General features: G+C 63.5%; 20 protein-coding genes. 11 read left to right on the top strand and 9 right to left on the bottom strand.

Going from position 1 to position 20,010, the window contains the following annotated elements; all coding sequences use genetic code 11:
• Nucleotides 1–40: 40 nt before the first annotated feature.
• A complete protein-coding gene (locus PQQ51_RS30405) occupies nt 41–841 on the bottom strand; it encodes an SDR family NAD(P)-dependent oxidoreductase (protein ID WP_408500900.1) in 801 nt (266 codons plus the stop codon).
• 189 nt (nt 842–1,030) lie between these two features.
• Between PQQ51_RS30405 and PQQ51_RS30400 the strand changes: the two genes are divergently transcribed.
• Nucleotides 1,031–1,966 carry a GlxA family transcriptional regulator gene (locus tag PQQ51_RS30400; RefSeq protein WP_408500899.1) on the top strand — a complete coding sequence of 312 codons (936 nt, stop codon included), beginning with the start codon at nt 1,031–1,033 and terminating at the stop codon, nt 1,964–1,966.
• 119 nt (nt 1,967–2,085) lie between these two features.
• Entirely contained in the window at nt 2,086–2,511 is a 426-nt protein-coding gene (locus tag PQQ51_RS30395; RefSeq protein WP_408500898.1) for an HIT family protein, read from the top strand.
• 95 nt (nt 2,512–2,606) lie between these two features.
• On the opposite strand, the gene PQQ51_RS30390 is transcribed toward PQQ51_RS30395, so the two are convergent.
• Nucleotides 2,607–2,786, bottom strand: coding sequence for a hypothetical protein (locus tag PQQ51_RS30390; RefSeq protein WP_408500897.1), 180 nt, complete (start codon nt 2,784–2,786; stop codon nt 2,607–2,609).
• Between the two features lie 285 nt (nt 2,787–3,071).
• Between PQQ51_RS30390 and speG the strand changes: the two genes are divergently transcribed.
• From speG to PQQ51_RS30375, 3 genes are all read left to right on the top strand, one after another.
• Nucleotides 3,072–3,614, top strand: coding sequence for a spermidine N1-acetyltransferase (gene speG / locus PQQ51_RS30385; RefSeq protein ID WP_408500896.1), 543 nt, complete (start codon nt 3,072–3,074; stop codon nt 3,612–3,614).
• A 429-nt stretch (nt 3,615–4,043) separates the two neighbouring features.
• A complete protein-coding gene (gene sap1 / locus PQQ51_RS30380) occupies nt 4,044–4,382 on the top strand; it encodes a surface attachment protein Sap1 (protein ID WP_408500895.1) in 339 nt (112 codons plus the stop codon).
• A gap of 619 nt (nt 4,383–5,001) precedes the next feature.
• Complete coding sequence (locus tag PQQ51_RS30375) at nt 5,002–5,556, top strand: YaeQ family protein (protein ID WP_408500922.1); 555 nt, start codon at nt 5,002–5,004, stop codon at nt 5,554–5,556.
• Between the two features lie 30 nt (nt 5,557–5,586).
• Here PQQ51_RS30375 and PQQ51_RS30370 read toward each other — a convergent pair whose 3' ends face one another.
• Nucleotides 5,587–6,006, bottom strand: coding sequence for a VOC family protein (locus tag PQQ51_RS30370; RefSeq protein ID WP_408500894.1), 420 nt, complete (start codon nt 6,004–6,006; stop codon nt 5,587–5,589).
• Nucleotides 6,007–6,447: 441 nt separating this feature from the next.
• Between PQQ51_RS30370 and ada the strand changes: the two genes are divergently transcribed.
• From ada to PQQ51_RS30350, 4 genes are all read left to right on the top strand, one after another.
• Complete coding sequence (gene ada / locus PQQ51_RS30365) at nt 6,448–7,611, top strand: bifunctional DNA-binding transcriptional regulator/O6-methylguanine-DNA methyltransferase Ada (protein WP_408500893.1); 1,164 nt, start codon at nt 6,448–6,450, stop codon at nt 7,609–7,611.
• Nucleotides 7,608–8,525: a DNA-3-methyladenine glycosylase family protein gene (locus PQQ51_RS30360; RefSeq protein ID WP_408500892.1), complete on the top strand. Its 918-nt coding sequence runs from the start codon at nt 7,608–7,610 to the stop codon at nt 8,523–8,525. The genes ada and PQQ51_RS30360 overlap by 4 nt, the downstream gene beginning before the upstream one ends.
• Before the next feature lie 298 nt (nt 8,526–8,823).
• The gene (gshA, locus tag PQQ51_RS30355) at nt 8,824–10,440 is read left to right on the top strand and encodes a glutamate--cysteine ligase (protein WP_408500891.1); all 1,617 of its coding nucleotides are present in this window, start codon (nt 8,824–8,826) and stop codon (nt 10,438–10,440) included.
• A gap of 205 nt (nt 10,441–10,645) precedes the next feature.
• Nucleotides 10,646–11,155, top strand: a complete 510-nt coding sequence (locus PQQ51_RS30350; protein ID WP_408500890.1) for a hypothetical protein — start codon at nt 10,646–10,648, stop codon at nt 11,153–11,155.
• A gap of 102 nt (nt 11,156–11,257) precedes the next feature.
• Here the strand turns inward: PQQ51_RS30350 and PQQ51_RS30345 are convergent, their stop codons facing one another.
• Both PQQ51_RS30345 and PQQ51_RS30340 read right to left on the bottom strand, forming a co-directional pair.
• The gene (locus PQQ51_RS30345; protein ID WP_408500889.1) at nt 11,258–12,820 is read right to left on the bottom strand and encodes a DHA2 family efflux MFS transporter permease subunit; all 1,563 of its coding nucleotides are present in this window, start codon (nt 12,818–12,820) and stop codon (nt 11,258–11,260) included.
• Between the two features lie 139 nt (nt 12,821–12,959).
• Nucleotides 12,960–13,502 (bottom strand): MarR family winged helix-turn-helix transcriptional regulator, encoded by a 543-nt coding sequence (locus PQQ51_RS30340; protein ID WP_408500888.1) that lies wholly within the window; start codon nt 13,500–13,502, stop codon nt 12,960–12,962.
• 260 nt (nt 13,503–13,762) lie between these two features.
• On the opposite strand from PQQ51_RS30340, the gene PQQ51_RS30335 reads away from it, so the two are divergent.
• On the top strand, nt 13,763–14,155 hold the full coding sequence (locus PQQ51_RS30335; protein ID WP_408500887.1) for a hypothetical protein: 393 nt from the start codon (nt 13,763–13,765) through the stop codon (nt 14,153–14,155).
• Between the two features lie 244 nt (nt 14,156–14,399).
• Nucleotides 14,400–15,956, top strand: a complete 1,557-nt coding sequence (locus PQQ51_RS30330) for an efflux transporter outer membrane subunit (protein WP_408500886.1) — start codon at nt 14,400–14,402, stop codon at nt 15,954–15,956.
• Nucleotides 15,957–16,079: 123 nt separating this feature from the next.
• On the opposite strand, the gene gspN is transcribed toward PQQ51_RS30330, so the two are convergent.
• The 4 genes from gspN to gspK form a co-directional block, all read right to left on the bottom strand.
• A complete protein-coding gene (gene gspN / locus PQQ51_RS30325; RefSeq protein WP_408500885.1) occupies nt 16,080–16,859 on the bottom strand; it encodes a type II secretion system protein N in 780 nt (259 codons plus the stop codon).
• Between the two features lie 22 nt (nt 16,860–16,881).
• On the bottom strand, nt 16,882–17,385 hold the full coding sequence (locus tag PQQ51_RS30320; protein ID WP_408500884.1) for a type II secretion system protein M: 504 nt from the start codon (nt 17,383–17,385) through the stop codon (nt 16,882–16,884).
• On the bottom strand, nt 17,382–18,803 hold the full coding sequence (gene gspL / locus PQQ51_RS30315; protein ID WP_408500883.1) for a type II secretion system protein GspL: 1,422 nt from the start codon (nt 18,801–18,803) through the stop codon (nt 17,382–17,384). Before gspL ends, PQQ51_RS30320 begins: the two co-directional genes overlap by 4 nt.
• Before the next feature lie 28 nt (nt 18,804–18,831).
• The coding region (gene gspK, locus PQQ51_RS30310; RefSeq protein WP_408500882.1) for a type II secretion system minor pseudopilin GspK at nt 18,832–20,010 on the bottom strand (1,179 nt) is incomplete at its 5' end.

Below are 20,010 nucleotides of genomic sequence, written 5' to 3'. Positions count from 1 at the left end.
TTGGCGCGAACGGGCTGACGTTAAATCAGGCCGCCGCCCTTCAAGCCGCCGAGTAACGCGCGGCCGGCGCGCTGCGCGACAGGTTCGGCCCCAGATGCTGGCGCGCGGTGTTGAAGCGCTCCCAGTCGGCCGCCTCGGGCAGCGACGGAATCGTCACCAGTTCACCGCGGTCGAGCCCGACGAGTGCTGCGTCCACCATGTCCTCCGCGCTCATCACGATCTGCGACGGCAGATGCTCGACCGGCAGACCCGCGCGGTCCCAGAACGCCGTGCTGGTAGCGCCCGGCAGCACCGCCTGCAACTGCACGCCTTTGCCGCCCACTTCGTGATGCAGCGACTGCGTGAGGTTCAGCACGTATGCCTTGGTGCCGCTGTAGGTGCCGTTCAGCATCTCCGGCGCAAGCGCGACGACCGACGAAATATTGATCACGATGCCGCTGCCCCGTTCGACGAAGCCCGGCACGGCAGCCGCCGTCAACCGGGTCAACGCGGTCACGTTCAGCTCGATCATGCTTTCGAGTGAGTCGACGTTCGAGTCGATCAGCGGCTTGGTCGCGCCGACGCCGGCATTATTGACCAGCATCGTGATGCCGCGATCGCTGCGCAGGCGTTCCTCGATGCGCCGCTGGTCGGCTTTTGCGGTCAGATCCGCGGCGATGGTGTCGATATGCCGGCCGGTTGCCGCGCGAAGACTTTCGGCGAGTTCGTTCAGACGCTTGACGTCGCGCGCCACCAGAATCAGGTCGTAACCGCGCCGCGCGAGACGGTCCGCGTAGACCGCGCCGATGCCCGACGATGCGCCCGTGATCAATGCCGTGCCCTTGTTTGCTTGCGTTGCCATGTGAAGCTCTCCTTGCGGGTTCGGCGCGCCGCGCCTGAACCCTGATCGATGAATGGGAAAACCGGAACCTTTGCCGCCGCTATGCCCTGCCGTGCGTTGTTGAGCGGGCATGGCGGTGTTGACGAATGAAGTCTAGGCGCGTAGTCTCGCGTCACAAATGTCGTATTTACCTCGTTTTCGGACATCGCTATGAAACGTATCGGCGTGGTGGTTTTTCCGGGCTTCCAGATCCTCGACATGATCGCGGTGTCGGTCTTCGAACTGGCGAATCTGCAGTTGGGGCACGCCGCTTACACGGTGGAGGTCATTTCGGAGCACGGCGGCCTCGTGCGCAGCTCGGCTGGCGTCGAAGTCGCGACGCAGGCTTTCGGCGATCCGGCTTACGACACCGTCGTGGTGACCGGCGCGATGCAGATCGAGCCGTCGTCGGCGGGCTTGCTGGCGTTTCTGAACGACGCGCTGGCCGCATCGCGCCGCACCGCCAGCATATGCACCGGTGCATTCGTGCTCGCGGAAGCGGGCATTCTCGACGGGCGGCATGCGACCACTCACTGGCACTACGCGCGCGAGCTCCGGCAAAGTTTTCCCAGGACGCACGTGGACGAAGACCGCATTTTTATCGTCGACGGCTCGGTGTGGACTTCCGCCGGCATGACCGCATGCATCGATCTGTGCCTCGCGCTGGTCGAAAACGATCTTGGCGTAGAGATTTCGCGGGCGATTGCGAAGAAGCTCGTCGTGTATCACCGGCGCACCGGCGGCCAGTCGCAGTTTTCGGCAATGCTCGAGCTGGAGCCGAAATCGGATCGCATCCAGGACGCGCTGTCGTATGCGAAAAGCCATTTGCGCGAACCGTTGACGGTCGAACAACTCGCCGACGTCGCGCATCTCAGCCCGCGCCAGTTCAGCCGTGCGTTTCGCGACGAGACGCGGCAGTCGCCGGCCAAAGCAATCGAAGCGCTGCGCGTGGAGGCGGCGCGCGAGATGCTCGAGGCCGGCCGTCATTCGATGGAAGCCGTCGCCGAAGAAACCGGCTTTGCCGACACCGAACGGATGCGTCGCGCGTTTCTGCGCGCATTCGGCCAGCCGCCGCAGGCGATCAAACGCGCGGCGCGTGCGCTGTAGCACCGCGCTGTAACAGATGTGGGAGACAATGTCCGGGAACGCCGTGAAGTCCCGGCGACCATTCCCCGATTTCGCATCGATTCGCACCGGTTCATGCCGGCAACCAGTAAGGACGCGTGATGAGCTACGACACCAGCAATCCATTCGCGAGGATTCTGCGCGGCGAACTACCCTGCATCAAAGTGGCGGAAACCGATGCCGCCCTCGCCTTCATGGACCTGATGCCGCAAGCCGACGGTCACGTGCTCGTCGTGCCGAAGGAAGCGGCGGCGGAGATTTTCGAATTGTCGGATGCGTCCGTGATCGCGTGCATGCGGATGACGCAAAAGCTCGCGATCGCGTTGCGCGCCACGCTGAAACCGGACGGCATGTTCATCGGACAATTCAACGGCAGCGCGGCGGGACAAACAGTGCCGCACGTGCATTTTCACGTGATTCCGCGCTGGGAAGGCGAGCCGCTGCGGTTGCACGCACGCGAGGTCGCCGATGCGGATGCGCTCGAAGCGCTGGCAAAAAGGATTCGCGCGCATTGGCGCGCGGATTGAGTTGCTTTGACGCTGTGGTTCTCAGGCACGCGGCTGCTTCACGCGGCGTGTCTTTTGGGATGCTTTGAGTCCTTTTGGGTCCCTTCGATGCGAGCTTAAACATCGTGCCGTCGGCGGCGCAGCGGATGCCGCCAGTCGATGCGACGCGGCTTCGCATGCAGCGGACGCAGATCGTGCAGATGGCGATGTTCCTGCCACAATTCGTCGGAGAAAAGAAAAGCGACGATCAGTAGCGGAATCACCAGAAAGGCGCCCAGAATCAGTTGCTCGATCACGGTAACCTCCGATCGCAAGAACCTCATTTCATTGTAGAGCACCGTGCGTACCACACCGTACCGCGCCGCTCATAAACGCATCGCCATCCGCGTGCGACAACGCGACACGCGCCCTCGCCCAACCCGCGCCGCGCGTTGCTGTTTGCAAAAACCGCCTGGCTGGGCGGCGCTCGTTGCAAGAACTCCCCGCTTGCGGCTCGGACTAACAAGGCACACGCAGGAACACGCGACGGATGCGCACTCCCGTCGCGCGCATTCCAATCAATAATTCTCAAGGGGAATCCAATGACGATCGAACGCAGCAGCGAACTCACTTTGCGCCCGCTCGAACGAACCGATCTGCGCTTCGTTCATGAGGTGAACAACAACGCGAAAATCATGCGGTACTGGTTCGAAGAGCCGTACGAAACCTTCTCCGAACTGACCCAGCTTTATGACCAGCACGTGCACGATCTGCGCGAACGGCGCTTCGTCGCGATCGACAACGAAGGGCAAACCGTCGGCGTGGTCGAGCTGATCGAGCTGGACTACATCCACCGCCGCGGCGAGTTTCAGATCATCATCGCGCCGCATGCACAGGGGCGCGGCTATGCCACGCTCGCCACGCAACTCGCAATCGACTACGCATTTTCGGTGCTGAATCTGCGCAAGGTCTATCTGATCGTCGACAAGTCGAATACGTCGGCGATTCACGTCTACGAAAAATGCGGCTTTCGACATGAGGCCGAACTGATCGAGGAGTTTTTCGGTAACGGCAGTTATCACAATGCGTTGCGCATGTGCCTGTTCCAGTCTGAGTTCTTCGAAAACCAACGGCGCAATAATTGACGGCGGCGTCGCCCGCAAGTGCCGGCTCGTCGAGCTGGCACCTTTTATCTTCTGCATCTACACCGTTATTTCGTGATTTTTCTTTGGTCGGCTGAATGACTTTGTGTGCAACGCACCAAGCGCGCGGATTAATTGTATTAAATCGCTTAAATCACGCTACTCGTTTACTCCAATACAGGCCGCAAAGCTTTACTGGTTAAAGCAGTACGAGCCGCCGGTCGTTTAGTTATCCGTCGCAATTCTGCTGATCGATACCATTGCTTAAGGTTTAAGCATCTGCGTGATGGCCTGTGACAATTCGCCACTGTTGCGACCGCACACAAGATGTGCTTGTCGTTCTGTCGCGTTCTCCTAAAGTGCAAGATGCGGGTTCCACCTTAAAGTTAAATACATAGCTAACCTGAGTATTCACCCGCGCTGGAGGAAAACATGAAAACGCGAATCGCCCTTCTTTTCGCCATTGCGGGTTTGGCTGCCGCTTCTGTTCAGGCGCAAGACGTCGTGATCAAGCCGCAGCAAATGATCCAGTTCAAGGCCAATGCATACGGCTGTTTGTCGAAGGATAAACTCGACGCCGTCGATCAGCATGCACAAGCCGGCGAACAGCAAAAGATGCAGGAATTCTTCTCCGGTTATCAATGTGTTTCCACGCCGGAAAATTCGAATTTCCGCGTGGTGCGCGTGGTCGGGCATGACGTGGAGTTCGTCAATTCCGGCAATAGCGATACGCAAGGCCTCTGGGCCAACGATCGTTTCATCAAGCAGTAGTTCATGCATTAAGGCGGTTCGTTTCGGCAACGTGCCGGAGCAGGTCGTGCATGTTAAAAACTTCTGACTTTAAAAGTTAGAAGCAGTGAAACTGCGAGATAAATTCGGCTGGGCATTCAAAATGCCCGGCCGTTTTTCATTTGTGTGTCGAAGAAGGCTCCGGGGGATTATCGAGCTGCACATGTTCTCGCAAATGAGACAGATTGGACACGGAGGGTCATGGACTATCCGGCGATCCAACCGCGCTGCGGCAACACGGCCTGTCGGGTTTCGCCTGACAAAAGTGACGCCTGTGTACCAACAATACGGCCGTCGCGCCCCTCTTATCGATCGATTTACCGTACAGGATCGATACATTCGGTATCATCACGCGCCAGTTGCCCTTGCTTTGTCCAATGCGCTTCGAAGCCTGGAAGCCTTGCGGGCAGGTGCACCAAGGTAGCCAACGCGTCTTTCGCGGCAACCGTGGCTCGATAAATGCTTCGCTCCTTGCATCAGCAGCCGCTCATCGGCGCGCAAGGAGTCAGCGATGTACAACCAACACCGTAAGCGGCAACGCGCCGTCGACGACTCTTTTTCCGTTCGCTCCGGTGGAGCGAGCGTCTGGTATAGCAACGGCATGGCTCTCAAATCGACGATTTACAAGGCGGAACTCCAGATCGCCGACATGGACCGGCACTATTACGCCGACCATTCGCTGACGATCGCCCGGCATCCGTCGGAAACCGACGAGCGGATGATGGTCCGCGTCGCGGCATTCGCGCTGTTTGCACAGGAACGTCTCGAGTTTTGCAAAGGTTTGTCGGATGTCGACGAACCCGACCTGTGGCAGAAGGATCTGACCGGCGCGATCGAAACCTGGATCGAAGTCGGCCAGCCGGACGAACGGCGCATCGCGAAAGCCAGCGGCCGCTCGAACGAAGTGGTCGTGATCGCGTATGGCGGCCGCACGTCGGACATCTGGTGGCAGGGCGTGAAGAACAAGGTCGAACGCATGCGCAATGTGACCGTGTGGTCGCTCGGCGAAGATGTCGCCGCGGCGCTCGGCTCGTTCGCCGAACGCACGATGCGTCTGCAATGCACCGTGCAGGACGGCGAGGCATGGCTCGGCAGCGCCAACGCGGATGCGGTGAAAATCGAGTGGACGGTGTTGAAGGCGCCGGCGAACGCCTGAAAAATAACGGCGGAGGCGGGCGCGTTAGCGTCAGAAAACCCGCGCTGCTTCCGGCGGCCCCTTGAGTTCGACCATGTTGCCCTCCGGATCGAACAGATACAGCGACGGTCCGAAACCGTCCGCGCCGTAGCGCTGCGCCGGCTCGCCCACCTGCGTGCCATGTTCTGCCAGATGCGCCTTCAGCGCGCCGGCGTCGAACGGCTCGATGCGCAGACACACGTGGTCCATGTTCCTGCCCGTGCCGGGCACGCCATTCTCGACATGGTCGAGTTTTGCGCCGACCTGCAACAGGTCGATCAGCGAGCGCCCCGCGCGCAACTGTGTCAAACCGAGATCGCGCTGTTCTTTCTCCAGGCTGCAGCCGAGCACGTCGCAGTAGAAACGCGTCATCTGCTCGACGTTCGTCGCCCGAATCACCACATGATCGATTTCGCGGATGTGAATTTTCATCTCGAACGCCCCTTGGCCGGTTCGCGGAACCACAGAATAGCCAGTGTAGGAGAAAGGGCCGCGCGGCGAGAATCGGCGTTTTCGAGCGGCCGTAACGGACGGCTCACGAATGGATGGACGAAAAAAAGCCCGCTCTATGTGGAGCGGGCTGAATCCATATCAGGAGGAGACATGGAGGAGACAAGTACTAATATACACATGGGGTTGGTGCGACGCAATAACTTTTTAAGGGAAAACCCGATATCGTGCCAAATTGACGCAGTTTGAGGCAAAACAGGCGTCTGACGGGGCTTCCGCCTGTAGGCCGGGTGTCGGGAAGCGCCAAAAGAAGCGCTGAGGCAAGCAGCCGGCCCGACGCAATGACAGAGCAAGAACCGGAGCGTAGTGTGTCGGCTTGCGGCCTAAATTGGTGAGCATCGACAACGCCTTTCCGGGACCATCATGAACCGCACCGACATCACGTCCACACCCGCAGAAGCCGACGGCTGGACCACCGAAGCAGAACGCTGGAATGCCGTCACCCGCCGCGATCCGCAGGCCGACGGCACGTTCTTCTACGCGGTCAAAACGACCGGCGTGTTCTGCCGCCCGTCGTGCGCGTCGCGCCAGCCGCGCCGCGAAAACGTCGCGTTCTTCGTCGATGCAAACGCCGCGCGCGCCGCCGGCTTTCGCGATTGCAAGCGCTGTCAGCCGGGCGGCCTGCCGCGCGAACTGGAGATCGTCAACCGCGCGTGCGCCGCGCTGGACGCCGATCCGCAGCAACGCCTCACGCTCGCGCAATTGAGCGACGCCGTGCACGTCAGCCCGTTCCATTTGCAGCGTCTGTTCAAGCGCGTGGTGGGCGTGTCGCCGCGCCAGTACCAGGCGGCGCAGCGGGGCGCGGCATTGCGCGACGCGTTGCAGAAGGGCGCGGACGTGACCCGCGCGACGATGGACGCCGGCTTCGGCTCACCCTCGCGGATGTACGACAGCGCGTCGGCGGAACTGGGCATGGCGCCGTCCGCGTTTCGCCGTAAAGGCGCGGGGCTCACCGTGCGCTATGCGAGCGCGCCGACGTCGCTCGGCTTCGTACTGATCGCCGCGACCGACAAAGGCATCTGCAAGATCGGTTTCGGCGACGATGCCGCGCTGCTCGTCGACGAACTGCGCAGCGAGTTCGCCAACGCCGAACTACTCGAAGACGCCGCGCCGCTTGCGCCGTTCCTCGCGCAGATCGATGCTTATTTGCGCGGCACGCGGCAAGACTTCGATCTGCCGCTGGACATCGCCTCGACGGCGTTCCGTCAGCGCGTGTGGGATGCGCTGCGGCGCATTCCGTACGGCGAGACGCGCAGTTATTCCGACATCGCCGAAGCAGTCGGCGCGCCTCGCGCGGTGCGCGCGGTCGCGAGCGCCTGCGCGACGAACCCGGTCGCGCTGGCGATTCCGTGTCATCGCGTGGTGCAAAAGGGCGGCGCGCTGGCGGGCTATCGTTGGGGTTTGCCGCGCAAGGCCGCGCTGCTCGACAACGAGGCGCAGCACGCGGCCGAAGCGTCATCGGACCAACCGGCTCGCGGCACAGCGGCCCGCGCCGGAACCCCCTCTAATCTGGACCACGCCGCGTGAGCACGCTCGACGAACTCGTTACGCTCGAATTGCCTTTCAAACCGCCATTCGACTGGCCGCGCCTGCTGCGCTTCTTCGGCGGACGCGCGACGCCCGGCGTGGAAGCGGTGGAAGACGGCGCGTACCGCCGCGCGATCGATTGGGCGGGCGACAGCGGCACGCTCAGCGTGCGGCTGCATCCGCGCAAACGCTGCGTGGTCGCAAGCATCGAAGGTCCCGCGAGCCGCCACGCCGAAGCGCTCGCCGCGCCGATCGCGCGCATGTTCGATCTGCGCGCCGATCCGAAAAAAATCGGCGCCGGGCTCGCGGCCGATCCGTGGCTCGCGCCGCTGATCGAAGCGGTGCCCGGTTTGCGCGTGCCGGGCGCATGGTCGGGCTTCGAACTGGTCGTGCGCGCGATCGTCGGCCAGCAGGTCAGCGTGAAAGCGGCGACGACGATCATCGGCCGGCTCGTACAGCGCGCGGGCGAGCGCATCGAAGGTCATCCGCATGAGAACACCGCGTGGCGTTTTCCGACGCCCGCCGCGCTCGCCGCGGTAGACCTGGACAAGATCGGCATGCCGGGTAAACGCGTAGCCGCGTTGCAAGGTTTCGCGCATGCGGTCGCTTCCGGCGACGTGCCCGTCGACAGCAGCACCGTCGACGCCGGCAGCCTGCGCGCCGCGTTGCTCGCATTGCCCGGCATCGGGCCGTGGACCGTCGAGTATGTCGCGATGCGCGCGTGGCGTGACGCCGATGCGTGGCCGGCGTGGGACCTCGTGCTGATGCAATCGATCTGCGCACGCGATCCGTCGCTCGTGCGGCCCGCCCAGCAGCGCGCTCGCACCGACGCATGGCGGCCGTGGCGTGCGTATGCGGCGATGCATCTGTGGAACGAGGTCGCGGACCGGGCAGGGGCGGCGCGCGGCGGTTGACGGCTAGCGGGCCGGCCCGTCGGCGTGAGTTCATCCCACGTGGAAACGCGGATCGCGGGAAACACACGTAACGGACAGATTCGGGCACACACACGGTGCGCGGATTCATCTTCCAAAAAGGTGCCACGAGCCACGCCGGGAGGGCGCCAGAAGCGCGCCGAAGCCGCCTCAAGCAGGCGTCGTGGCGAGATGTTAAAGTGCCCGCTACCGAAAATTCCGCCGAACGTTGTCAACCGCGCAGTGCTGCTGGCCAGCAGCGCAGCGGCACATGGCGGCCGACAACGCCCGACTCGCATCAATGCCAAACACAACACCCTCCCGCACGACCGACGCGTTCTCGCACCGCCTGTCCGTGCTGACCTCCGGCCCCGAGCGCGACGCGCTGATACGCGGCCTGCGCGGCATCGAAAGGGAAAGCCTGCGCGTGTCGCACGAAGGGCAGCTCGCCTTGACGCCGCATCCGCGCGCGCTGGGTTCGGCGCTCACGCATCCGTCGCTCACCACCGACTATTCCGAAGCGCTGCTCGAACTGATCACGCCGGCCGAAAATGACGTTGCGCTCACGCTCGAAAAGCTCGATACGTTGCATCGTTTCGTCTACGCACAACTCGATGGCGAAATCCTCTGGAACAACTCGATGCCGGGCCTGCTGCCCGACACGGATGAAGGCATTCCGATCGCGGATTACGGCAGCTCGAATATCGGCAAACTGAAGTACGTCTATCGAATCGGTCTGGCGCTGCGTTACGGCCGCACGATGCAGTGCATCGCGGGCATCCATTACAACTATTCGCTGAACGAAGAAGTGTGGCGTGCGTTGCACGCGGACCAGCAGTCCTCCGCGAATGCGGTCGATTTCCAGTCAGAACGTTACCTCGCGCTGATCCGCAATTTCCGCCGCACCAACTGGCTGCTGATGTATCTGTTCGGCGCGTCGCCGGCGCTGGACCGGCGTTTCCTGCGCGGGCGCAAACACACGCTCGAAACCTTCGACGCCGACACGCTGTACCGTCCGTACGCGACCAGTTTGCGTATGAGCGATCTCGGCTATTCGAACACCACCGCGCAGGCCGAACTGCATGCCGACTACGACACGCTGCCGGGTTACCTCGACGCGCTCGCGAAAGCGGTGAGCCAGCCGTATCCCGCGTATGAAGCGATCGGCACGCAGCGCGACGGCGAGTGGGTACAGATCAACACGAACGTGCTGCAGATCGAAAACGAGTTCTATTCGACGATCCGTCCGAAGCGCGTCACGCATCCGGGCGAGCGTCCGCTGCATGCGCTGGCCGCACGCGGCGTGCAATACGTCGAAGTGCGCTGTATGGATATCGATCCGTTCGAACCGACCGGCATTTCGCTCGAAACCTCGCGCTTTCTCGATGCCTACCTGCTGGTCTGCGCACTCGACGACAGCGCGACGTTGCCGCCGGACGCGTACGCCGAAGCCAATCAGAATTTCGGTCGCGTCACGCTGGAAGGGCGCAAGCCCGGTCTCGAATTGACGCGCGACGGCAAGACCGTGGCAATGACCGATTGGGCGGAAGAACTGCTCGTGAAAATCGATGCAGCCGCGGCGGCACTCGACGCATTGCACGGCGGCGACGCGCACGCCCGCGCGGTGACCGTGCAGCGCGCGAAGCTGGCAGACCCGTCGCTGACGCCGTCCGCGCGCGTGTTGCAAACCATGCGTAACAAGCAGCAGAGTTTCCTCGCGTTCGGCCTCGAACAAAGCGAAGCGCACGCGGCTCATTTCCGCGCGCGCCCGCTCGATCCTGCGCAAGCGAAGGAATTTGCAGAGCTCGCCGAGCAATCGCTGGCGGAACAGGTCACGCTCGAACGCGACGAAGTCGGTTCTTTCGACGCATTCGTCGCGGCATACCGTGCGTATACGTTGAACCGCTTCAGCGTCTAAGCCTTCGATCGCTGCTGCTGTGTACTGAACTGTCGTCAGTGAATGGTTGGCTTATGGAGTTTTGTCGAACTCCATGCCGCGCTCTCCGCAACGGAACTCATATCGGTTTGCGGCACGCTTGTTTGCACGTATGAAACGCCGCGTGCGGAGCGTGGTCCAAATTTTGCGGCTGTTTAAACAAACGTCCGCAATCGGAGGAGTCGATATGCTGAAGAAGAATCTGATAATCGCGCTGAGCGTGGCAGCGGTAGCGGGGTGTTCGTCACAAGGTCAGGTCAATCCCGACGTGATGCAGATCGCGACCACGCCTTTGACGTGCTCGAGCAAAGCCGAGTGCGACGTGTGGTGGCAACGCGCGCAGACATGGGTCACCACCCATTCGAAATACAAGATCGAGTCAACTACCGACACCTTGATCCAGACCGCGGGTCCCGACGGCGGCAAACGCGCGCTGGCCTATCAGATCACACGAACCCCGAACCCCGACGGCACCGCGACCATTGGCTTCGCCGCGCACTGTGACGGCTCGATGGGTTGCAAGCCGAACCCCTGGGAAGCGGGCGCCGACTTCAAGGAATACGTGCGAGGCGCAGCGGCCAGCGCGCCGCAAAATGGCGCGAAGCCGGCTCAAGCGGCACCGTCGGCGCTGCATCCGGATTCGACGCAGGGACAATCGATGCCGTCGTCCTCTACCGGCGAGCCGGTCACGCAGTGATCGGGCACACCGTAACGCAACACAACGAACATCGCGGCCGGGGCGCGGATGTGGGCGCCCCGGCACAAAAACCGCTCGCCTGACGCGCCGCCTCAATGTCCGTCAATGTCCCATTGAAGGTCCCACGCCCTTACGCGGTTTCGTGACCCAGACCAGCACGGCGAGCACCAGAAACGCCGCGCAGGAGATCCGGAAGAAATCGTTGGTGGCCATCATGTACGCCTGCGCCGTCACGATCTGATTCAACTGCGCGGTCAGCGAATCGCCGGACAACCCGAGGCCGCCCAGCGCATTGGTGTAGCTGGTGGTGTTCGCAGAGTAGACGTTCACCGAATCGGTCAGCATCGCGTGATGGCGGATCGTGTCGTTTTCCCAGTACGTCGTGCTGATCGCCGTGCCGATCGCGCCCGACAAGGTCCGAAAGAAGTTCGACAAGCCCGACGCGCTGGCAAGCCGCTCATCCGAGACACTGGACAGCGTGATCGTCGTCATCGGCACGAAGAAGCAGGCCACGCCGATACCTTGTACGAGTCGCGGCCAGATCACGTGGTTGAAGGGCACGTCGAGCGTGAACGTCGAGTTCCAGAACGACACGAACGCAAACACGATGAACGCAAAACTCGCCACGACACGCAGGTTCAGCCGATGCATGTTCCTGCCGATCATCGGCGACAGGAACAGCGCGAGAATGCCGACCGGCGCGGTGGCGAGGCCCGCGAGCCCGGCGGTGTAGCCCATCACCGTCTGCAGCCAGAGCGGGAAGATCACCACCGAGCCGAAGAAGGCCATGAAGCCGAACGAAATGATCACCACGCCGAGCGCGAAATTGCGGTCCTTGAACAGCGAGAGATCGACCACGGGCTCCTTCTCGGTCATCTCCCACACCAGCATGAACGCGATCGAAATGACCGCGATGATCGCCAGCGTCACGATGAACGTCGAGTTGAACCAGTCGCGGTCTTTGCCGAGATCGAGCACCATCTGCAGGCACGACACGCCGATCACGAGCAGCGCTAGGCCGATTGCGTCGATACGTTGCCGGGTGATCTTCGTTTCGCGGCCGCGCAGCAGCAGGAACGCGCAGACCGCCGAAAACAGGCCGATCGGCACGTTGATGTAGAAGATCCACGGCCATGTGTAGTTGTCGGTGATATAGCCGCCCATCACAGGCCCGAAGATCGGCGCGCAGATCACGGTCATCGCCCATAGACCGAGCGCGAGCCCGCGCTTTTCCGGCGGATAGGAGCGCATCAGAATGGTTTGCGACAGCGGGACCATCGGTCCGGACACGAGTCCTTGCACGAGCCGGAACGCGATCAGCGATTCGAAGTTCTGCGCGAACCCGCACAGCGCCGACGCAATCGTGAAAAGCAGCACGGACAGCGTGAACAGCCGCACTTCGCCGACGCGCCGTGCGAGCCAGCCCGTCAACGGCACGGCGATCGCCGAGGCCACCGAATACGACGAGATCACCCACGTGCCCTGGCTGGTCGCCACGCCAAGGCTACCGGAAATGGTCGGCACGGCAACGTTCGCAATCGACGTGTCCAGCACCTCCATGAACGTGCCGAGCGCGAGTCCGACGGTCAGCAAGGCCAGCGCAGCGCCCTTGAAAGGAGCGGGTTCTGCGGCGGGTAGGGCAGCGGCGGAAGCCGTGGCAGCCATGTGTATTCTCCTCAACCCAATCGGGAAAGCTTGTCGCGGCAGCTTTATCACGCGCACCAATGAGCACGCTTCTATGCCGGATCATTCTCTGCCCAGACAGATAACTACGAACAATGACGCTTTAGAAAGCGCCTTCTGGTTACGGCTTGCCGCGTTTGGGCGGCGTCGCTTCAGGTGATTCTTCCGACGGTTTCGTAGACGGCTCGAACCCACACCCCGCGCTCGATCCGCCGCCGATGCCGTTGGCAATAAACCGCGCCAGCAGGTCGAGCAAGGTAGCGTGGTCCGCTGCCGAAAATCCCCGCAACTGCTCGTTCAGCACCGCCGCGCCGAGCGCGGGCAACTGCCGCGCGGCCTCATGGCCCTGCGGCGTCAATTCCAGCTTGACCATCCGGCGGTCGGCATCGCTGCGCGTACGGACGATAAAGCCTTTCTTTTCAAGACGATCCAGCAAGCGCGTCATCGACCCGCTGTCGTACGACATCACGCGCGACAACTCGAACGGCGTGCTCGCCCGATGCGCGGACAGCATCAGAATCACGCCGATCTGCTGAGCCGTCAGGCCCAGCGGCTTGACCGCGCGATCCGTCCGTTCGACCAGCACGTTGCGCGCTTTCGTCAGGTAATAGCCAAGACTCGATTCCAGCTGAATCTTGTCTGCGTCATAGGGACCGTCAGTCATCGTGTAGTGGGCACATCATCTGAAGACGAATTTTAGCTGTCTGTTTAGCTGCCTCGGCAGACAAGTCAAATCCTGTTTCTCGTAGCGTGAACGCGGAAAAACAACATCGCGGCACGTCACGAAGCGAAGTATCTTGAAATTTGATTGCATAGTCAATATTATTACAGGCAACGAGTTACGCGCGATCCGCGCCACCCGAGACCATGTTCTGACCGATTTGCAGCGCGCCGCGGGCGTGGCGCGCACGAAGGATTCTCCCGATGCTGTACCTCAAAAACACCCTTGGCGGCCTGAGCCGCTCCCTCACTGATTCCGCGCTGAGCAGCTTTCAAGGCCCGCACCGCTGGTGGAAACTCGCGCTGTTCGCGGTGCTGTTCGTACTGCCCGGCGGTTCGGTGGGCGTCGCGGTGTTGGCCTGGGTCGAGCATCGTCGGGGGCAGAAGAAGGGCGCCACGAACGCCGCTGCGGCACAGGCGCTCCGCCCGGTAGCGGCGGCGGCAGTCGCTAGCGGCAGTGCGACGACGACCCCCGCGGCACTTGCCACGGGAGCCCCGAGCACCACGGGCGCTTGCCAGGCACGCGGCGACGCGCCTTGCCGTGCTGCCGCAGGAAAACTGGCCCGGCAGACTCCGTCGGCGGATTCGCGGGTTTAGGTTTTTGACGTGACGGTGCGCCACGCACCGCCCGTAACAGCGCGTAACCTTCCCGACACCCCAAGTAACACACCTGCTTCCCACCTGGCATTACCCTTTCGGATTTCCGTGCCCAATGGGCCCACGCCGGGCCCAAGCGATCCCCAGGCGGGCTCATACGCTAACATGCCGGCAGAGCCATGATCTCGCCCGGCCGACAGTGCCGCCATCGCGCGCACTGCGGCGTCCAGAAGGAATCCATTGCATGCAGTCTGATCGAATCTCGCGCGCGCGGATGCTTGCGCCCCGCGCGCTGACTATCGCGGTAACCGCGGCCCTCGCCGGGATGCTGGCCGCTTGCGCGGTCGGCCCTGATTATCAGCGGCCCGCCGCCGAGGTCCCTGCGTCGTACAAGGAAGCCGCGCCCGGCTGGAAAGTCGCCCAGCCGGCCGATCAGCACGACCGCGGCGACTGGTGGACGATTTACCAGGACCCGCAACTCAACGCGCTCGAAGACAAGCTGAACTCCGCGAACCAGACCATTGCGCAATTCGCCGCGGCCTATCGCCAGGCGCGTGCGCTGGTCGGCGAGGCGCGTGCGGCGTACTTCCCGACCGTCGGCGCAAGCCTCGGCGCCACCCGTTCTGGCAACGGCGCGGGCTCCACGTCAACGGGCACCACGAGCCGCTCCGGCGTGCGCAACAACTTCACCGCGCAACTCGACGCCAGTTGGGAACCCGACCTGTGGGGCTCGGTCACCCGCTCGGTCAATTCGCAGAAGGCCGGCCAGCAGGGCGCCGCCGCCGATCTCGCGAACGCGCGGCTCTCCGCCCAGGCCACGCTCGCGCAAACCTACTTCTCGCTGCGCGCGCTCGACGCCACCCAGAAGCTGCTCGACGACACCGTCGCCGCTTACCAGCGCTCGCTGCAACTCACGCAGAACCAGTATGCGGCCGGCGTCGCCGCCCGCTCGGACGTGATCCAGGCGCAGACGCAACTGCAATCGGCGCAAGCGTCCGCGATCGACAACGGCGTGCAGCGCGCGCAGGACGAACACGCGATCGCCGTGCTCGTCGGCGAACCGGCTTCGAGCTTCTCGATTCCGCCGATGCCGCTCGCCGCCACGCCGCCCGCGGTGCCCGCGCAAATGCCGTCGGCGCTGCTCGAACGGCGTCCGGATATCGCGTCGGCGGAGCGCAAGGCCGCGGCCGCCAACGAACAGATCGGCGTCGCGATCGCGGCATTTTTTCCGTCGCTGACGCTGTCGGCGAGCGGCGGCTTCGAAAATTCGGTGTTCTCGCAACTGCTGACGGCGCCGTCGCGCTTCTGGACGCTCGGCCCGCAACTCGCCGCGACGATCTTCGACGCCGGCCTGCGTCAGGCGAAAACCGATGCCGCGCGTGCCGCGTACGATCAGAACGTCGCGAATTATCGGCAAACGGTGCTGGCCGCGTTTCAGGACGTCGAGGACAACCTCGCGTCGCAGCGGATCCTCGAACAGGAAGTCGTCGTGCAGCAACAGGCGGTGGCGTCGGCGCGCCAGGCGCTGGATATCGTCACCAACGAGTACAAGGCCGGCACCGTCGGTTACGTCAACGTGTTGACCGCGCAAACCACCGCGTTCCTCGCCGATCAGAAACTGCAGACGATCGCAGGCCAGCGGATGGTGTCGTCGGTGGGTCTGGTAAAGGCGCTCGGCGGCGGCTGGGACGCGTCGCAAATGAACCGCGAAACCGGCGAGGTGGCGGCGCCCGCGCCGTTGCCGGCAGCGTCGGCGGTGCCCGTTGCGCAAAATTCGGCGCAGCAGGCGCGCAGCGACTGAGTCCGTTCTATCCGGAAAGCACAAACTGAAAGAGGCATGATCGCGCGTGGCGACCATGCCTCTTTTCCATTCCGGTTGATCTGATCTATTGCACCTGATGCACCTGATGCCGGCAACACAGGGTCAATGCGCGAAGGTCAGCGCCACCGTATCCGGTCCGCTCGGTCGGCCCAGCAGATTCAGCAAACCCGCGAGGTTGTCGCGCGCCTGGGGCGCAGCACTGGCGGTGCCGTGAAACGACGTCGACGCCGCCGACACCGTGCCGCTACCGGTCAACATCAGCGGCCCCTTGAGGGTCGTCAGATCCAGCGTCGACGAAACACCCTGCGCCTGAAACAGCAGCCGGTACGAGCCGAGCGGCTTGACCAGCGAGACGCGCGAACTGACGTCGTTGAGCGTCATCGTCATCTGGCCGAACGCTTCCTGGTTGAAGCTGCGCCAATCGGACCACGCGAGCCGTACGTCGCCTTGCAGATCGAGCGTGTTGAACGGCGCGCCGAGTCCGCTCAGCAGCGAAACCGGCACGCTGATCGCGCCGGCCGTCACGGTCGCGGTGCGCGGCGTCGCGTCGACGGTGATCGGCTCCGGCATCGCTTCGCTATGCCGCATGGTCATGCGCAGGCGGCCCGTAAAAAGCGGCCACAACGACGTGCGCCATTCGATGCGCCCAGGCAGCAACGTGGCCGCGCTCATATCCGAACCCGCCGCGAGCATCAGCGTGGCGGAGCCGTGCCACAACGAGCCGGCCGGGTCGACGAGATTGACGTGGCCGTTCGTTTGTCTCGCGAACTGCGGCGTGATCCAGGCGGCCGGCAACAGCGTCAGGATCACGGCGAAACTCGCCAGCACGGCGACCGCGATCCACGGTAGCGCGACGCGCAGGCGCCGCATCCAGTAAGTCATGCGAGATCCCGTGAAAGCGCGCTCATTTGGCAGTCGACGGCTGCAACGATGCCGTCAGATCGACCTGCCCGTCGTCCTTGAGCGCGGTGACGTGCGCCTCGGCGACCTGCACCTTGAACTGCTTGCGCGCATCGTCGACCCATTGGGTCCAGGCCGGGAACGACGTGTTCTTCATCTGCACCTGCACGGCGTTGCCGATCACCTGCACCTGCGTCGCGGCGAGACCGTGGTCGGTGAGCGACGCGCTCAGCGCGTCTTTCAGCGCGGCGCCGGTCGGCGCGACGCCTTGCGAGGCCACCGACAACTGCCGCGCTTCGTTCGCCTGCGAGGTCATCTGCGCGAGTTGCCGCTGCAGGCTCGGCAGCGATTCACGCAGATGCGAGCGGCCTTCCTGCGCGGGCGCCCACAGCACCGACCATGCGATCACGATCGCCAGCACACCGCCGCCCCATGCGAGCAGCGTTTTTTCGCGCTCGGTGCGCTGGTCCCAGAATCCAGCCCAGGTTTGGGCGAGTTCAGCTTTCATTGTCCGTTCCTGATGGTCCACTTGCCGGTGTTGCTGTCGATCGCGCCGCTCAAACCGCTGCGCGCGAGACGTTTGGCGAAATCGGGATCGACTTTGACTTCGGGCTTGAAGGTCAGGTCGAGACGCCGGTCCTGATAGTCGAGCGCGGCAATGCCGTTCACCGGAATGGGCGCGAGCGCGCGAGCGACGCCATCGGCAAGCGACAGAAAATCGTCCGGCGACAATTCGCCCGCCGCCACGCGCAATTGCTGCAACTGGCGCGACATCTGATCGGGCGCGTCGAGCACGACGGTCGTCTTCGGGAAGGTATTGAGCAGCAGCTCGGTCATCTGCGCGCTGATCGCGTCGCGTTGGCGCGCGAGCATCATCCACTGGATGTTCGCGCCGATCAGTGCGATCACCAGCGCGCCGACCGCCAGCACGACCGGCAGACGCAGCCGCCGCAGCGTCGCGCGATCGAGCCGCCACGGCTGCGATGCGAATTCGAACTGGCAGAGATCGAAGCGGCACGCGAGCGCGCGCCGCGCGAGCTGCTCGAACGGCAGCGGGCTCGCGCCGTGCACGTAGGAGGCCAGCTTCGCCGGGCCCGTGGCGGCGAGGCGCGGCTCGTTGCCCGGCACTTCGGTCAGCATGTACAACGAAACGGGCGCTGCGCCTGCGAGCGCGGCGAGCGTCGCGTTGACGGCGTTCGCCGGCACCGCGAGCCCTTCGCCTTGCGCACCGCGCGCGAGCGCGAGTTCGACGCGCGGCACGCCGCTTTCGAGCGTGCTTTCGATGGCGCTCTCCAGCAGCAGCGTGGGCGCGGTCGGGACGACAGCGCCGAGCACCGCGGCCACCATCGGCACCACGGCCGCGAGGTCCGGCGCCAGCACCGGCGCAATGCCCGGCAGCGAGGTCGCGACGCTCGCCGAGCCGACGGTAAGCGGCTCACCGGCGTTGACCATTTCCGCGACTTCGACGGGCGTATCGAGCGGGGCGCCTTGCGGCAGGCAGCGCGTGACGGGCACCGCGCGCACGCTGCGGTGTCCGGCGCTCTGGAAGGCTTCGCAGATGAAGCGGAACCAGCCGCGATCGACAATCGCGAGCAACTGCTTGCCGCCTGCGAGCGGTTGCGGGTCGACGGCGATATGGCAGGTTTGCGGGTCCTGGATCAGTTGATCCTCGACCACGTTCGGCAACGCCTGGCGCAGTCGCGGGCCGCGCAACGGCGGCAGCGTGGCGGGCATCATCAGCAGGTCGCGGGCAGAGACCATCAGGATGGTGGTCGACGCGCGCGGCAGCAGCGCGAGCGCCGAACGGCCCACGCGTTGGGTGCGGCCCGATTTGTCGAGCAACAGGAACGGCAGTTCCGGCAGTTGCCATTCCTGCGACGGCACCGCCGGATCACGCGGCGGCAGTAGGACGATCAGCGTGCTCAAAGGCCACTCTCTCTGGGAAAGGCGTTGTTCATAGTTGGTCTTGTACCCGCACGATACGCGTAGTGTGAGTCAAAGCGTCGCGATAGACGAGTGTCGTGCGGTCCACTTCGGCGCGTTCGTGCTGCACGCGACCGTGGATCAGAAAGTAGCTCGTGTTGACGTCCATCTGGCTGGGGTCGATTGCGGCCGCTGGCGCACCCGTGGCGCTCAACGCGAGTTGCACGTCGCCCGCGTTGCGGAAGAACACGGTCTGCCGGCGCGCGACGAGGGACTGTGCGGCGGACAGGTTCAAGCCCGGCACGATGGCCGCGATCACTTCGGCGGACGCCGTATTCATGTTGACTGCCGAGATTGTCGGCAGCACGGTGACGAAGGGGCGCAGGCGCGCGACCATTTCCGGCGTGTAGCCGGGCACGTCGAGGAGCGAATCGACGCTGATGAATTGCAGCGGCGCGACGTCTGAATTGTTGTCGCCGTCTTCCAGACCGGGCGTATTGGTGAAGCTGCCGCCGGTGCCGCCACCCTGCACGGGCGCGATGGGTGCCGAGGCGGCGGCACCGGCCGTGACCGTCTGAAAACGCGTTGCCGATTGCGCGAGGCTTGCGCGGAGCTGGACCGCGGTGCTTTGCGCCAGTTGGCTGTTCACACCGAGGGAGACGAGCAGGCGCTGATAGGCTCCGATCTGCGAGAGGTTCAGTTGCATGACGCCGGGGGCGGGGTTCGAAACCAGATTACGGAGATTGAATTTGGCTTGCGCGTCTTCGATCGAACCGGATAGATAGGTTTCCTGACCTTGTTCTGCTCGGACCTCGCCGATCTGTCCGAGGAAATCCGACAGCCGGGTTTTGGCGATTGGGACTCCCCAAAGGCCGCCCAGATACGTGATGCCGGCGGAGGTGTCTCCTTCGGAGCGGAGGATCAGGCGAGTCCAGTCCAAGGCGCCTCGCGCGACCCATTGTGCCTGGGAGAGCAGGCGTTGGTTTTCTATTCTTCGGATCTGGATTTGCTGGCGCCAGAGCATGCCCGAGACCAGTATCGCGGATAGCGCGACTACTAATAAGGCGCTGATTATGGCTGCGCCTTGTTGCGGTTTTGCCTGCCGGTGGCTGGGGTTTTTTTGGTTTACCTGCGGTGGCTGGCTTTCTTTTCTTTGTGGTCTATTTGCGTTGCCCCTGTGCGGGGCGGCACTTACTTTCTTTGCCGCGGC

This window comes from Paraburkholderia xenovorans (assembly GCF_046030735.1).
GTDB lineage: Bacteria > Pseudomonadota > Gammaproteobacteria > Burkholderiales > Burkholderiaceae > Paraburkholderia > Paraburkholderia xenovorans_A.
This window is presented reverse-complemented; position numbering and strand designations above follow the sequence as displayed.

What these genes read in the sequence shown, in the direction of transcription:
- gspN (WP_408500885.1), bottom strand. Translation starts at nt 16,859, where the DNA reads ATGACTTACTGGATGCGGCGCCTGCGCGTCGCGCTACCGTGGATCGCG.
- PQQ51_RS30350 (WP_408500890.1), top strand. Translation starts at nt 10,646, where the DNA reads ATGCTGAAGAAGAATCTGATAATCGCGCTGAGCGTGGCAGCGGTAGCG.
- PQQ51_RS30345 (WP_408500889.1), bottom strand. Translation starts at nt 12,820, where the DNA reads ATGGCTGCCACGGCTTCCGCCGCTGCCCTACCCGCCGCAGAACCCGCT.
- PQQ51_RS30330 (WP_408500886.1), top strand. Translation starts at nt 14,400, where the DNA reads ATGCAGTCTGATCGAATCTCGCGCGCGCGGATGCTTGCGCCCCGCGCG.
- sap1 (WP_408500895.1), top strand. Translation starts at nt 4,044, where the DNA reads ATGAAAACGCGAATCGCCCTTCTTTTCGCCATTGCGGGTTTGGCTGCC.
- PQQ51_RS30400 (WP_408500899.1), top strand. Translation starts at nt 1,031, where the DNA reads ATGAAACGTATCGGCGTGGTGGTTTTTCCGGGCTTCCAGATCCTCGAC.
- ada (WP_408500893.1), top strand. Translation starts at nt 6,448, where the DNA reads ATGAACCGCACCGACATCACGTCCACACCCGCAGAAGCCGACGGCTGG.
- PQQ51_RS30340 (WP_408500888.1), bottom strand. Translation starts at nt 13,502, where the DNA reads ATGACTGACGGTCCCTATGACGCAGACAAGATTCAGCTGGAATCGAGT.
- PQQ51_RS30375 (WP_408500922.1), top strand. Translation starts at nt 5,002, where the DNA reads ATGGCTCTCAAATCGACGATTTACAAGGCGGAACTCCAGATCGCCGAC.
- gshA (WP_408500891.1), top strand. Translation starts at nt 8,824, where the DNA reads ATGCCAAACACAACACCCTCCCGCACGACCGACGCGTTCTCGCACCGC.
- PQQ51_RS30320 (WP_408500884.1), bottom strand. Translation starts at nt 17,385, where the DNA reads ATGAAAGCTGAACTCGCCCAAACCTGGGCTGGATTCTGGGACCAGCGC.
- PQQ51_RS30405 (WP_408500900.1), bottom strand. Translation starts at nt 841, where the DNA reads ATGGCAACGCAAGCAAACAAGGGCACGGCATTGATCACGGGCGCATCG.
- speG (WP_408500896.1), top strand. Translation starts at nt 3,072, where the DNA reads ATGACGATCGAACGCAGCAGCGAACTCACTTTGCGCCCGCTCGAACGA.
- PQQ51_RS30395 (WP_408500898.1), top strand. Translation starts at nt 2,086, where the DNA reads ATGAGCTACGACACCAGCAATCCATTCGCGAGGATTCTGCGCGGCGAA.
- PQQ51_RS30370 (WP_408500894.1), bottom strand. Translation starts at nt 6,006, where the DNA reads ATGAAAATTCACATCCGCGAAATCGATCATGTGGTGATTCGGGCGACG.
- PQQ51_RS30335 (WP_408500887.1), top strand. Translation starts at nt 13,763, where the DNA reads ATGCTGTACCTCAAAAACACCCTTGGCGGCCTGAGCCGCTCCCTCACT.